The sequence below is a fragment of the Streptomyces wedmorensis genome, from assembly GCF_000716445.1.
GTDB classification, from domain to species: Bacteria; Actinomycetota; Actinomycetes; order Streptomycetales; family Streptomycetaceae; genus Streptomyces; species Streptomyces wedmorensis.
On the sequence record NZ_JNWK01000051.1, the window covers coordinates 20,603 to 32,461 of the forward strand.

15 protein-coding genes are annotated in these 11,859 nt (G+C 70.4%); 6 read left to right on the forward strand and 9 right to left on the reverse strand.

The genetic code is table 11. The annotated features are described in order from the left end of the window. Positions 1–19 precede the first annotated feature (19 nt). Entirely contained in the window at positions 20–520 is a 501-nt protein-coding gene (locus tag OO54_RS31375) for a hypothetical protein (protein ID WP_033209079.1), read from the reverse strand. A gap of 217 nt (positions 521–737) precedes the next feature. Here OO54_RS31375 and OO54_RS31380 point away from each other — a divergent pair, with 217 nt between their 5' ends. Further along, positions 738–1,370, forward strand: coding sequence for a hypothetical protein (locus OO54_RS31380; RefSeq protein WP_033209081.1), 633 nt, complete (start codon positions 738–740; stop codon positions 1,368–1,370). On the opposite strand, the gene OO54_RS44120 is transcribed toward OO54_RS31380, so the two are convergent. Next, positions 1,345–1,875 carry a DUF3237 family protein gene (locus OO54_RS44120; RefSeq protein WP_078905440.1) on the reverse strand — a complete coding sequence of 177 codons (531 nt, stop codon included), beginning with the start codon at positions 1,873–1,875 and terminating at the stop codon, positions 1,345–1,347. The two genes, OO54_RS31380 and OO54_RS44120, sit on opposite strands and share 26 nt — an antisense overlap. A 19-nt stretch (positions 1,876–1,894) precedes the next feature. On the opposite strand from OO54_RS44120, the gene OO54_RS31385 reads away from it, so the two are divergent. Then, positions 1,895–2,236: a hypothetical protein gene (locus OO54_RS31385; RefSeq protein ID WP_234439615.1), complete on the forward strand. Its 342-nt coding sequence runs from the start codon at positions 1,895–1,897 to the stop codon at positions 2,234–2,236. A gap of 96 nt (positions 2,237–2,332) precedes the next feature. On the opposite strand, the gene OO54_RS31390 is transcribed toward OO54_RS31385, so the two are convergent. Next, on the reverse strand, positions 2,333–2,995 hold the full coding sequence (locus OO54_RS31390; RefSeq protein WP_033209085.1) for a DUF2238 domain-containing protein: 663 nt from the start codon (positions 2,993–2,995) through the stop codon (positions 2,333–2,335). 218 nt (positions 2,996–3,213) lie between these two features. Beyond that, positions 3,214–3,696: a DedA family protein gene (locus OO54_RS31395; protein ID WP_033209088.1), complete on the reverse strand. Its 483-nt coding sequence runs from the start codon at positions 3,694–3,696 to the stop codon at positions 3,214–3,216. A 299-nt stretch (positions 3,697–3,995) separates the two neighbouring features. Between OO54_RS31395 and OO54_RS31400 the strand changes: the two genes are divergently transcribed. Both OO54_RS31400 and OO54_RS31405 read left to right on the forward strand, forming a co-directional pair. After that, positions 3,996–4,559: an SMI1/KNR4 family protein gene (locus tag OO54_RS31400; protein ID WP_033209194.1), complete on the forward strand. Its 564-nt coding sequence runs from the start codon at positions 3,996–3,998 to the stop codon at positions 4,557–4,559. A gap of 158 nt (positions 4,560–4,717) precedes the next feature. Next, positions 4,718–6,877: a SpoIIE family protein phosphatase gene (locus tag OO54_RS31405; RefSeq protein WP_051787342.1), complete on the forward strand. Its 2,160-nt coding sequence runs from the start codon at positions 4,718–4,720 to the stop codon at positions 6,875–6,877. A 426-nt stretch (positions 6,878–7,303) separates the two neighbouring features. Here OO54_RS31405 and OO54_RS31410 read toward each other — a convergent pair whose 3' ends face one another. Beyond that, complete coding sequence (locus OO54_RS31410; protein WP_033209089.1) at positions 7,304–8,038, reverse strand: SOS response-associated peptidase; 735 nt, start codon at positions 8,036–8,038, stop codon at positions 7,304–7,306. A gap of 282 nt (positions 8,039–8,320) precedes the next feature. Between OO54_RS31410 and OO54_RS31415 the strand changes: the two genes are divergently transcribed. After that, complete coding sequence (locus tag OO54_RS31415) at positions 8,321–8,701, forward strand: FKBP-type peptidyl-prolyl cis-trans isomerase (RefSeq protein WP_033209091.1); 381 nt, start codon at positions 8,321–8,323, stop codon at positions 8,699–8,701. Here the strand turns inward: OO54_RS31415 and OO54_RS31420 are convergent. After that, positions 8,691–8,987, reverse strand: coding sequence for a hypothetical protein (locus OO54_RS31420; RefSeq protein WP_234439616.1), 297 nt, complete (start codon positions 8,985–8,987; stop codon positions 8,691–8,693). The genes OO54_RS31415 and OO54_RS31420 overlap by 11 nt on opposite strands. A 118-nt stretch (positions 8,988–9,105) precedes the next feature. Continuing rightward, entirely contained in the window at positions 9,106–9,576 is a 471-nt protein-coding gene (locus tag OO54_RS31425) for a DUF4345 domain-containing protein (RefSeq protein WP_078905435.1), read from the reverse strand. Positions 9,577–9,660: 84 nt separating this feature from the next. Here OO54_RS31425 and OO54_RS31430 point away from each other — a divergent pair, with 84 nt between their 5' ends. Then, positions 9,661–10,272 (forward strand): TetR/AcrR family transcriptional regulator, encoded by a 612-nt coding sequence (locus OO54_RS31430; RefSeq protein WP_033209093.1) that lies wholly within the window; start codon positions 9,661–9,663, stop codon positions 10,270–10,272. Between the two features lie 47 nt (positions 10,273–10,319). Here the strand turns inward: OO54_RS31430 and OO54_RS31435 are convergent, their stop codons facing one another. Continuing rightward, the gene (locus OO54_RS31435; protein WP_033209095.1) at positions 10,320–11,300 is read right to left on the reverse strand and encodes a hypothetical protein; all 981 of its coding nucleotides are present in this window, start codon (positions 11,298–11,300) and stop codon (positions 10,320–10,322) included. 74 nt (positions 11,301–11,374) lie between these two features. After that, entirely contained in the window at positions 11,375–11,809 is a 435-nt protein-coding gene (locus OO54_RS31440; RefSeq protein WP_033209098.1) for a MarR family winged helix-turn-helix transcriptional regulator, read from the reverse strand. Positions 11,810–11,859: the final 50 nt, after the last annotated feature.

Sequence of the window (11,859 nt, forward strand, 5' to 3'; positions counted from 1 at the left end):
CGGATGGCGATGTGACGGGTCAGTCGGCGACCCCGAGACGCAGGATCGTGGCCCAATCGCCGGTGACCAACAACAAGTTGCACCACCACATGTCGCCCGCGTGCGGACCGCCGACGTCGCCGCAGCTCAGGACGGGCCCCAGATGAGCTTCGATGAGATCGGCGACCCCATCGGCGAGTTCGCCCGCGCGCCGGATCTCAGCGGACGTGCGAAGGCCGGGGTCCGAGTGCCGGTTGGCGGGCCGCATGAACCCGTCGGTCACCTGTCGGCGGAGGATGTCCCGCCAGGCCTGTGGTGACTCGAACGCGGCGACCGGTCCGTCTACCTGGTGTCCACCCACCCCCGCGTCGTACACGGCTTGAGCCAGCCGTCGCATTCCGTCATGGCCGGGTGTCGTCCCAGCCACCGGGACGACAGGGAACAGGCAGATGGACGTCACATGGTTGCAGTCGTCCAGCAGGTCCTCGAGCGGCTCGGCTGCGGATGTGACCGCGTCCGGAGCGTCGAGCGGGTTCAGCATGGGCGTCGGGTTCCTCTGGCCGGTTGAGTGCTTCGGCTCAGTGTGTCAGTGGGACGTTCAGCTGTGATGTTGTTTCTGGGGGCGTTCGAGGCCGTGCTGGACAGGGCGCGAAGGCTTCGATGCTGTCCGGCGCAAGGGGGACGAGCCATGGGCGGCCGCGCTCACGAACGTCCGAAAATGCGATGACCTGCGATGACGGCCGTGGCACAGTGCGCACATGTCCAATGACATCGCCTACCCCGTCTTTCGTACCCCCGACCTCGCGCTTGCCCTCAGCACGGCGCGCGGTCTCATGGAGTTCGGTCGGTGCGAGTTCTCCGACGTCTCCGTGTACGCGAAGTTCAGTTCCGTCGCCGAGGTACGGCGTGTGGCGAAGGAGCTGCCCGAGGCGTGGTTCCAGGGACAGGCGGAGTACGAGGAGCCCGGCGGGGTGCCGTGGGAGAAGCAGCCCCCTCTGGCAGTGGGCGTGCAGGGGCTCGGGCTGCCGGCCGACCCGACTGCGTATGAAGGGCGACTGCCGGTGGAGTGCGGGCTGAGCGAGCTGCCGGTCGGCAGCATTGAGGACGTCTTCACGGCGGCTATCGGCGCGAACGCGGGCTGGATCAACTGGGAGATGCTCTCCTGGCCGGACGCACCCGAGGCGGGCTTCCATGGGGAGTCCAAGCACGCTGCGGTGACGCTCCTCTTCAACTCCCACACCCGCAGCCTCGACGAGCTCGTCGAGGACCACACCATCCTCGTCCACGTCCGCAGCGCCGTCTTCGACGGAGTCCAGACGAGAGAGCCGTATGCGCACTGGCTCGCCCAGCAGGTGGGATTGACCGTCATCGGGCCTGGCCAGCGGCTCTAGAGCGGACCGACCGCTCCCCAGCGACGCTTGACAGCCCACCGGGGCCGGCGTCGGCTGCGCGCAGGACATCAGCCGCCGTCGTGCCGTTGACGACCGGGTTCCGTTTCCTCCGAGCCGTGCTCCAGGCAGAGCGGCAGAACAGCCGCAGAGAACCGGCGGACGGGCGGCCCCGTGGCGCTGTCGTGCACCTGAGCCGGTACACGCGGATGACCACGACGTCCTCGCCTTCGGGGCGAGTGTGGCCGACGAGGACGGTCTCCGCGAGCCAGCGGTGGGCAGGGACGTCCGTGCGGAAGACCGGCGAGGTCCGGTAGCGCTTCTGGCCGGCCTTCGGCCGGTTTGGAAGAGCGCCGGGGGAACACCTCATACAGGCGGAGGCGGCGGTAGGTTCATCGCTCTTGTGACGAATTTCTTGTGACGAGATGCCGTAGAGGACATTCGAGTGGTGTCCTCGGCACTCCGCAACTGCCCGCGCTGTCCCTCCCGTCGTCCTCTGCAAGCGCATGACGACCAAGGAGGCCCTCGTGACTGGTTTTCAGGCTTTCCCCGCCGGCACCACCGAGGCGCTGCGGGATCTCGACCCGTACCGCTTCCCCGCCGCGCTCGTCCACGACCTGCCGGAGTGGAGGCCGACGGTCTGCGACGCCATGGAGCCCGACGACGCCCTTCCGTCCGCGCCGGGGCCGGCCGACCGACCGTCCGCCTCGCTCGATCCGTCCGATCGGCGCCGTCTGGAGCTGCATGCCGCACTCACCGCCGTGGGCATCGCGCCCGCGCCGGGTGACCTCGACGCGATCGCGGACCTGTGCCGACTGGGTGACTCCACCCTTGTCGCGCTGCGGCGCTGGATCGGCCACGCCGTCTGACCCGCACCGGAGGCGCGGACTCACGCAGACAGCCGGTCCACAGCGGTACGTCGCTGTGGACCGGCTGTCGTACGGAGGGGGCGTGCGGGCCTCGGCTCAGGTACGGGGCCCGTACCCGAGCGCCCGGTCGTGGAGGCGACTCAGGAGCAGCAGGGAGCAGACGGCGCCGATCAGGGCGCAGAACATGTCCCACTGGGTGTCCCAGACATCGCCCTGGGTGGCAAGGAAGGCGTCGGCTGCCTGGCCGCCGGTCACGGCCGCCAGCCACTCCAGCATCTCGAAGACGGCGCTGAAGGCGAGGCAGGCGCAGACGGTCAGCGGGGCGAGCCAGCGGCTGCCGCGCAACGGCGAGGTGCGAACGAGGAGTTCCCGCACAAGGATCGCCGGGACGAAGCCCTGCATGAGGTGGCCGAAGCGGTCGTACGGGTTGCGTTCCAGTCCGAACCAGTCGCGCACCCAGTCGCCGGCAGGTACCTCCGCGTAGGTGTAGTGCCCGCCCACGATGAGGACCACGGCGTGCACGGCCAGCAGGCCGCAGAGCAGGCCGCTCAGCGGGAATCGCTTGCGCCGCAGGATGACCAGCGGCAGACCCAGCATCACCCACACCGTCTCCAACAGCCAGGTGGTCTGATCCCGGGCACCGAACGCCGACACCACCAGCGCTGTCGCGACGGCGAGCGCGAGGACGGCCGGCAGTGGACGGCCGGAGCTCGGCCGCGCGTCCGACGACGGGCCGACGGTCGGGAGGATCGGGGGCATTTGCTGGCTCCTGGTGTCCGGGGTGTGACCTCATCCTCGGGCCCGCCGCGAGGACCCGGCATGAGTGCGCGTACTCAACCGCCGTACCCGAGTACCTGCTTGGGGCTTGTCCGGCGGATCACGTCCGGGGCACTGGAACTGGCTCTGGCAACGGCACTGGCACTCGCACTGTCAACGGGGTGCCGCGACGCCGCGACGCCCGCCCCCACGGGACAGGCTCACGACTCCTCCGCCACCCTGTCACCGCAAGACAGGGCCGCCCTTCTCCTACGCCACACCACCACTCCGCACACCGCGAGGAGGATGCCGGCCACGGCGGCCACACCGAGGGGCGTCCGCTCGGCGAAGAGCCTCCCCAGCAGTTCGAGCACGCCGAGCCCCGCGGTCGCGTAGATCAGCGCCCACGCCGCTCCGCCCACGAACAGAGCGGGGAGGTAGCGCGACAACGGCATGCGCATGCTGCCCGCGAGGAAGTTCGCGGCGGTCTGGAAACCGACCGTCAGGAAGGAGACGGCCACCACCGGCGCGCCCCACCGCTGGATCGCCCGCTCGGCCCGCTGGAACTTCGCCGAGGAGATCCGCCCCGAGAACCTGCTGCGCCGTGCACCTGCGCCGGCGAGCCACCCGACTGCGAACGTCCCCCCGGCGCGGAGCAGAACGATGACATACAGGGCTCCGGCCGTGAGCACGACCTTACCCACGACGCCCCGCCCCGCACTCCCGGCCGGCCCCCAAGCCGCTCGTCACCCGCATCGGCGCCCGGCCCCCCAGGGGCGCACGACGCTCACAAGCCCGGTCACCGTCTCTCACCTGCGCCTGCCTCTGCCCGTTCCGTCCTATGGGTGTCCACGTGCGGCACCGGAACCCGACTGCACGCCAAGCAAGGCTAGCCTAACCGAACTCGCATCCAGAGATGCGGGGCAGCACGCAGCCGATGCGAGTCAGCACCTCGACGCGACCGACCACCAGCTCCCTCCGGTGTCCCGGTACCGTCCGTTCCATGATCGCCCTCGATGCGCTCGTCCGCCTTTGCCCTCCGCCCGCCGATCCCCCACCTCCGGTGGACTGGTCACGAGCCGAGCACACCCTCGGTACGGCTCTGCCCACCGACTACAAACAACTCGTCGACACCTACGGCGCCGGCATCTTCGACGAGACGATCTGGCTGCTCGCCCCCTCCTCCGCGTACTACGACTGCGACCTCCACACGCAGACGACGGAACGGCACGACATCCTGGACAGCCTGTGGGAATTCGAGGACAAACCACCGGGCCTGCAAGAGCCGGGAGCCAAGGTCCTGCCCTGGGCATTCGAGGAAGGCACGGGAGCGTTCCTGTACTGGCTCGCGCGGCCCGATCAGCACCCCGACAACTGGACCGTCCTCTACAACGAGGGCCGCGGCCCCCTCTGGGAGCACCACGACATGGGCTCCCTCCCCTTCCTGCTCGCAGTGCTCACCAGAACCGCGGAAACCGAATACTTCGGCCACCTCTACGAGGCCCTCAATCCGACGGAGCACCGCTTTACGACGGCCCGCGAGGCCCTTGGAGAGCCGGGGCAGTGACGCCGTCGGCCGCTCGACGATGGACGGGAACGGGCGCGCGGGGCGCTCAGTCGCCGTCATGGGCTTGCCCGGCCCGACGTGCCGCCTCTGCCGCCCCGGGCGGCCGTCCGGCCCTCGACCAGCGCGATCGGTACCGCTTGTCGGCGTATGGTCCTGGTATGCGAGCTGCGGTACCCGGGTACGGCGAGCAGCCCGGCGCGGCTGGGCTGCTCGGCACCGCGCTGGTCGACACCGTGCGGCGGACCGGCGCGTCTGCGGGAATGCTGTACCTGCTGGACGAGGCGACGCAGACGCTCGGCCTGGCGGTGTTGTGCGGGTTGCCGGAGGAGGTGACGTGGCCCTGGCACCGGGTGCCGCTCGGGGCGGCCACGCCGGGCAGCGTGGCCATCCGGGAGGACCGACTGGTGTGGGTCGGGTCGCAGGAGGAAATGGCCCGCGCGTACCCGCGGGTCGCGGCGAGCGCGCCGTACCGTTTCGCCCTCGCGGCCGCGCCGCTGCCCGGACGTTCCCGCTGCTGGGGCTGCCTGGTCCTGCTGTGGCCGGCCTCCCATCCGGAGCATGCCAGCCGCCGCGAGCGTGGCCACATCTCCGCCGAGGCGCGGGGCATCGCGCACGCCCTGGACCAGTCCCCGGACCCGCCACAGGCCTCCGAGCAGCCCCTCCGGGTGTCGCTCACCGAACCCCATCCGTACGCGGCCCGGACCCCGCAGGCCGCCGTGGACTATGCCGAGCGGCTGCCGGAGGGCGCGCTGGCCCTGGACCTGGAGGGCAGGATCACGTTCGTGAACGGCGCGGCGGCCGCCCTGCTCGGCCGGGCCACCGACCGGCTGCTGGGAACCCGGCCCTGGCAGTCCGCGCCCTGGCTGGACCAGCCCGCGGTCGAGGAGCACTACCGCACCGCCGTCATCAGCCGCGAACCCGTCGAGTTCACCGCCTCCGACCCTTCAGGCCGCCTGCTGTGCTTCCAGCTCTATCCCGACGCCAGCGGCATCAGCGTCCGCATCGTCCCCGCACCCGCACCCGCACCCGCACCCGCACCCGCACCACTCGACCCCGCCCCGGCACCGGCGCCCGCCGACGACCAACCCGCGTCCACCGCGTCCCGGCCCACCCACACGGGCCGCCTCTACCAGCTTCTCCACCTCGCGTCCGCACTCACCGAAACCGTGGCCGTCAGCGACGTCGTCGAGCTGGTCGCCGGCCAGGTCCTACCCGCATTCGGCGCCGACGGCCTGGTCCTCTCCGCGGCCGAGGCCGGCCGCCTGAAGATCACCGGCTGGCACGGCTACGACCGCCAGACCATCGAACACCTCGACGGCCTGCCCCTCGGCACCGACATCACCCCGGCCGGGCACGTACTGTCCACCGGCATCCCGTCCTTCTTCGGCAGCGCCGAGGAGCTGGCAGGCGAGTTCCCCCAAGCCCCTCTCATCAGCGGGAAACACGCCTGGGCCTTCCTGCCGCTGCTCATCTCCGGCCGGCCCGTCGGCTGCTGCATCCTCTCCTACGACCGACCGCACACGTTCACCGCCGACGAACGAGCGGTCCTCACCTCCCTCGCCGGCCTGATCGCCCAGGCACTGGACCGGGCCCAGCTCTACGACTCCGCACACGGACTCGCCCTGGGCCTCCAGGAAACGCTCCTGCCGCACAGCCTCCCGGCCGTACCCGGCCTCACGATGGCCGCCCGCTACCTGCCCGCCAGCCGCGGCATGGACATCGGCGGCGACTTCTACGACGTCATCCGCCTCGACGCCACCACCGTCGCCGCCGTCATAGGCGACGTCCAAGGCCACAACGTCTCCGCCGCCGCCCTGATGGGCCAGGTCCGCACCGCCATCCGCGCCACCGCCGGCGCCCCGCCAGACCAGGTCCTGACCCACACCAACCACGTCCTGATGGACCTCGGCACCGACCTGCTCGTCTCCACCCTGTACGCGCAGATCGACCTCGCCCACGGGCAGGCCACCCTGGCCAGCGCCGGCCATCCCCCGCCCCTCCTCCACCGCCCGGGGCAGCCGGGCCTCGTCGTCGACCTCGACCCCGGCCCCCTCTTCGGCATCGACATCGACACGCCCTACCCCGTCACCGACCTCCCCCTCCCGCCGGGAAGCACCCTCGCCCTCTACACCGACGGACTCGTCGAAGTGCCCGGCACCGACCCCGACCGAACCGCCGCCGACCTCGCCGAGCACCTCGCCCTCCAACCCGCCGAGGACGTCGAAAACCTCATCGACCACCTCATCCGCCGCGCCTGGCCCACCGGCCGGTACACCGACGACACCGCCCTGCTCCTCCTGCGCACCACCGACCTCTGAAGCCCAGCAGGCCGCCCCGCGGCTCCCCCGGGCTCCTGACACCCCTAACGGAAGGTGGCGATGCCCCACCGTGGCCCGCGTCACCGGCTCACGGGCGTGACTGCTCCGGATAGCGGCAGCGGCAGTCAGGCCAGTGGCCAGTGGCCACCCGCCACGACCGCAGGCACGGGAAGCAGTGACCGGGCTACCGGAGCGACCGGTACGCGAGGAGACCGTTCATCGGCCGGGGAGCAGCTGTCTTCATGTCACGAGTCCGCCGGAGACATGCTCTGGTCGGGGCGTTCGGTAACGCCCTTCAAGCGACTCCACTTCACCCACTCACGCCCGTACAGCACGCCAGATGTCGGGCCGCGCGGTCCTCGAATCCGACGTTCCCGGGCTTGGCGGTGCTCGTCGACTGGTTCCCCGCGGAGGCCCAGTAGCCGATCAGGGAGCCGTGTCGAGCAGGTGGGCACCGTTGTTGCGGACGTTGTTGACTGCGGTGGAGACCGGGCGGGTGCTGAGTCGGCCGTCCGCTGGCCGGGTGAGCAGGGCGCGGAGGTCGTCGGTGTCGTGGTGGTGGGGGTCGAGCCACGTGTCGTAGCGGTCGGGGGTGAGGGCGAGCGGCATGCGGGGGTGGATGTGGCCGGCCGCGTCGGTGGCCTCGGTGGTGATGATCGTGCAGGTCGTCAGCCAGGCGTCGGGGTCGTCGTCGCTGCTGACGTCGGGGTTGCGCCAGTACTCATACAGCCCCGCCATGGCCATCACCTGGCCATCCGAAGGGTGGATGAAGTACGGCTGCTTGCGGGTCTTTCCCGTCGCCTCGTCCTTCACCGGCTCCCATTCGTAGAAGCCGTCCGCCGGCAGCAGGCAGCGGCGCTTGGCGAAGGCACGCCGGTACGCGGGCTTCTCGTGCACGGTCTCCACCCGGGCGTTGATCATCCGGGAGCCCACCTTCGGGTCCTTCGCCCACGACGGCACCAGCCCCCACTTCAGCGCCCGTAGCTGGCGGCGCACCTCGCCACCCTCTTCCCGGCCCGCGCGTTCGAGGATCGCGTAGACCTCGTCGGTCGGCGCAACGTTCCAGCTCGGTTCCAACTTCTCGTCGGGGCGCCAGTCGGTGACCTGAAAGAGACGGGTCAGGTCTTCAGGGCTGCGTGTCGAGGTGTAACGGCCGCACATGAAACCACTGTGCCACGGCGCCTTGACGGAAGTGATGACAAAGCAGCGAACGGGCAGCCGCCGTCTGCTCCCTCGGGCCGTCGGCGCCGGAACGCCGTACACGCCCGATTCCACGGAAGGACGGAGTTGTTCCCGTACGACGAGCCGGCGGGAGGTCCACGCCGCGAGACCCGTCCGCCAGGCCGGATTCGAGGCGGTGTGATGATCTACTGCAGAGAGCGACCATGCGCTCGGCCGGTCCGTACAAGGGCTTCCGGCGGGCGGAGAGTGAATGAGGCTGCCATGACCGAACCGACGAAGCCCGAGATCGACGTTCCCGAGGGCGAGGCTCCGACCGAGCTGACGACCCGCGACCTCGTCATCGGAGATGGGCCTGAGGCGAAGCCGGGCAACGTCGTCCAGGTTCACTACGTCGGGGTCACGTTCGCGTCCGGCAAGGAGTTCGACGCGTCGTGGGACCGGGGCCAGCCGTTCAAGTTCGCCGTGGGCGGTGGCAGGGTCATCAAGGGCTGGGACCGCGGCATCAGGGGGATGAAGGTCGGCGGTCGGCGCGAGATCGTCATTCCCCCGCGCCTCGGCTACGGCAACCAGTCGCCCTCGCCGTTGATCCCTGCGGGCTCGACACTCGTCTTCGTGGTCGACCTGCTTTCGGTCACAGCCTGAGGCCTGCTGCTGGGTGCGTGGCGCACGTGAGTGCAGCAGACAGGCGCGGCGAGATCGCGAAGACGACGCACCCGCCGTCGAAGCCGGCGACGATGCGAGGCTCTCCGGCTTCGACGAGTTCCTCGAAGCTGCCGCCCGCCAGGAGGCATTCCCACTCGAGCACCGCCTCTTCGGGATCGAAGTTGCCGAAGGAGAGGGACTCGAATGCCCGTCCCGGCCCGGTCCGGAGGGCCAGGCTCGCTGACGTGTCGTCCGGTGCCACGAAGAACTTCACGATGATGCCCACCCTGGCATCGTCCCCGACAGCCCACAGCCATGATCGACCGGGCAAGTCCTACGCACGCGGTGGTCTGAGCTGACGTCTCGCATGCCCCCAGCGGTGTTCCGGAAGGGCAGGGGCCGGATCACGTCCGGACGGGCGGGCCGGAGGGCCGCCCGTCACGCAGGGTCCGGCAGGGACGGTTTGGCTGCCGGGGGCCCGTGGGCCGCCGCTTCCGGGATGCCCGCTCGTCGGCGTCCGCCAGCCAGAACCAGACGGGCGGGAAGAGCAGCTCGATCACGGTCAGTACCACCTGGAACGAGTGCGGCCATCCGTGCACCGCCAGGGAGAGCAACCGCCCCACGCCTCCCAGCAGGAACACCGCTGCGAGCCACCGCACCACCTTCGCCGGGACGGGGTCCTGCCGGGCCGCCCAGAGCCAGACCAGGCCGTACCCGGCGAAGATCGCACCGAAGAACCGGCCCAGGCTGTCCAAAGTCGGGCCGGCGTCGGCCTCGCCCGGGATCGCGGCGTTGCCGCCGACCACGTGGAAGAGCCCGATCGCCGTGCAGGCGAGGCCCATCACCCATGCGAACACCCGGAGCGCTTTGGCCATGACTTCACCCCTGCTAGTTGACGCGTGTCTACTTAGCTTGAGCGTAGCCCGCCCTAGTAGACGAGTGTCAAGTAGTATGGAGGTGTGCCGCCCCGCCAGCGTCTGACTCCAGCCGACCGCCGCGCCCAACTCCTCACTGTCGGTGCCCGGCTCTTCTCCGCCGCCCCCTACGACGACGTCCTGATGGAGGACGTCGCCCGACAGGCCGGCGTATCCCGCGCCTTGCTCTACCAGCACTTCCCGAGCAAGCACGCCCTGTTCGCGGCGGTCTACCAGCAGGCGTCGGACCGGCTGCTGGAGGCGACCGAGTTCGACCCCGGCGTCACACTCGTCGAGCAGCTCGCCCAAGGCCTGGACGCCCACCTCGACTACTTCATCGCCAACCGCCACGCCGTCCTGGCCGCGAACCGGGTGCTGGCGGGCGACCCTGTCATCCAGACGATCATGACGGACGAACTGGACGCCCTGCGCTCACGCCTCCTCGGCGTGCTCCCGCTCGCCGACGAACGCACCCACGCCGCCGTCTCCGCGGCGCTGAAGGCCTGGCTCGTGTTCGTCCAGGTGCTCTGCGTGGACTGGCTGACGCAAGAGACCTGCACCCGCATCGAACTGCGGGACAGCTGCATCGGCGCGGCGGTCGGCGCCCTGCGCCCTTTGTTCTCCGAGGATCCCGCCCCGGACTGGCCGACCAGATGAAGACGGCGGCGAGACGGCCAGGTGCCGTCAGCGGCCCGCCTCCGCAGTCAGTTACGTTCGCCCTTCCGCGAGCCGAAGCGCTCGGGAAGGCCCGTCCAGCGGACGGGAGTGCCGTCGGCACCGTTGGTGAGCCAGGAGCCGTCGCCCAGGGGAACCAGTTCGTACGCGTTGTCCGTCTCGACGGGGAAGTCGCCGCTGAGCGTGCCCGTGCGCACGTCGACCAGGTGGCAGCGGAACCACTCCTCCTCGTCCTGGCCCTCACCGCCCAGGGTGACGACGGCCAGGTCGGGGGTCAGGTAGCCGCCGCTCCATTCGATGAAGGTGGTTTCCGGGTCGAAGCCGAAGGCTTCGACGGGCAGTGTGAAGAGCACGTCGCCGCTGGGGTGGTGATGGAAGGCGACGTCGGCCTGGCCGTGGTCGACGGTCATGAACTGCCGGCCGTCCGGTGCCAGGTCGATGAGGCAGCGGTCCCACCAGGGGTACGTCACGAACTCGGCCTCACCGTCGACCCCGACCGTACCCCGCAGAATGACGGCGCCGTCCTGACCCTCGCCGATGTCGAGGTAGATGCTGCCGTCCGCCGGGTGCACGTGGTGGTTGGCGGCATGCCCGACTGCCTTCAGCTCCCGGCGGGCGAGGACCGCTCCCGTGTCGGCGTCGTGGACGACCCACCGGTCTCCTCCCCCGCGTCCCGCCATGGCGTCGGGTCGGTAGACCCACACGGTCCGGCCGTCCCGAGACAGCGCACAGTCAGGCACGTGACCGTAGGGCCGGTCGGAGCGCGGTTCGAAGTCCGTCTTCCACACGAGGCCACCGGCACGCCCGAGGCAGACGACGCCGTTCAGCGTCGCGTACACGACTCGCTCAAGATCGGGCCGGACCACCGAGGCCACGACCTCGTCCCCAGGGCGCGCCTGGAACACCGCGGCGGGCTCCAGCACCCCGTAAACATCGGATTCGACCACGTAGACGTGGATCCACCCGTCGCGGTGGCGCGTGATCACCTTCGGATGCCGCACAGAAACCATCCGCCGAGGCTAGCGCGTGGCCCAGGCCGGCCGTCGGCCGGGCGAAGCGCAGGCCACCTCGCCGGGGGCTGAGGTCAGGCGGTGGGCCGGGGGGCGAAGACCCGTTCCAGGAGCGTGTACAGGGAGGCCCGGTCCTCGTCGTCGAGGCCGTCCAGGCCTGCCTGCGTGGTGCGCATCTTCGCGCGGATCGCGTCGGTGACGCGCTCGCCCTCGGCAGTGAGGATGACGTTCTTGACGCGCCGGTCGGAGGCGTCGGGCTCGCGGCGCACCAGGGCGCGCTTCTCCAGACGGTCGATGATGCCGGTCATGTTGGAGGCGTCGCAGGTCATGGTCTCGGCCAGGGCGCGCATCGCGGCGGGTCCGCGGCGCAGCACGGTGAGGGCCTTGCCCTGGCTCGCCGTGAGGTTCTCGCTCGCCGCAGCGACGGTGAAATCGCCGTAGTAGGCGCCGAGCGACACGGAGAGGAGCTCCATGAGCTGGGCGGTGTCGACGCGGGGAGCTTCTGTCATGGAGCCATTGTATCCGGCAATGCTTGACTACCTCAAGCATCGGCCTCTAC

What these genes read in the sequence shown, in the direction of transcription:
- OO54_RS31375 (WP_033209079.1), bottom strand. Translation starts at nt 520, where the DNA reads ATGCTGAACCCGCTCGACGCTCCGGACGCGGTCACATCCGCAGCCGAG.
- OO54_RS31380 (WP_033209081.1), top strand. Translation starts at nt 738, where the DNA reads ATGTCCAATGACATCGCCTACCCCGTCTTTCGTACCCCCGACCTCGCG.
- OO54_RS44120 (WP_078905440.1), bottom strand. Translation starts at nt 1,875, where the DNA reads ATGCGCTTGCAGAGGACGACGGGAGGGACAGCGCGGGCAGTTGCGGAG.
- OO54_RS31390 (WP_033209085.1), bottom strand. Translation starts at nt 2,995, where the DNA reads ATGCCCCCGATCCTCCCGACCGTCGGCCCGTCGTCGGACGCGCGGCCG.
- OO54_RS31400 (WP_033209194.1), top strand. Translation starts at nt 3,996, where the DNA reads ATGATCGCCCTCGATGCGCTCGTCCGCCTTTGCCCTCCGCCCGCCGAT.
- OO54_RS31405 (WP_051787342.1), top strand. Translation starts at nt 4,718, where the DNA reads ATGCGAGCTGCGGTACCCGGGTACGGCGAGCAGCCCGGCGCGGCTGGG.
- OO54_RS31410 (WP_033209089.1), bottom strand. Translation starts at nt 8,038, where the DNA reads ATGTGCGGCCGTTACACCTCGACACGCAGCCCTGAAGACCTGACCCGT.
- OO54_RS31415 (WP_033209091.1), top strand. Translation starts at nt 8,321, where the DNA reads ATGACCGAACCGACGAAGCCCGAGATCGACGTTCCCGAGGGCGAGGCT.
- OO54_RS31425 (WP_078905435.1), bottom strand. Translation starts at nt 9,576, where the DNA reads ATGGCCAAAGCGCTCCGGGTGTTCGCATGGGTGATGGGCCTCGCCTGC.
- OO54_RS31435 (WP_033209095.1), bottom strand. Translation starts at nt 11,300, where the DNA reads ATGGTTTCTGTGCGGCATCCGAAGGTGATCACGCGCCACCGCGACGGG.
- OO54_RS31440 (WP_033209098.1), bottom strand. Translation starts at nt 11,809, where the DNA reads ATGACAGAAGCTCCCCGCGTCGACACCGCCCAGCTCATGGAGCTCCTC.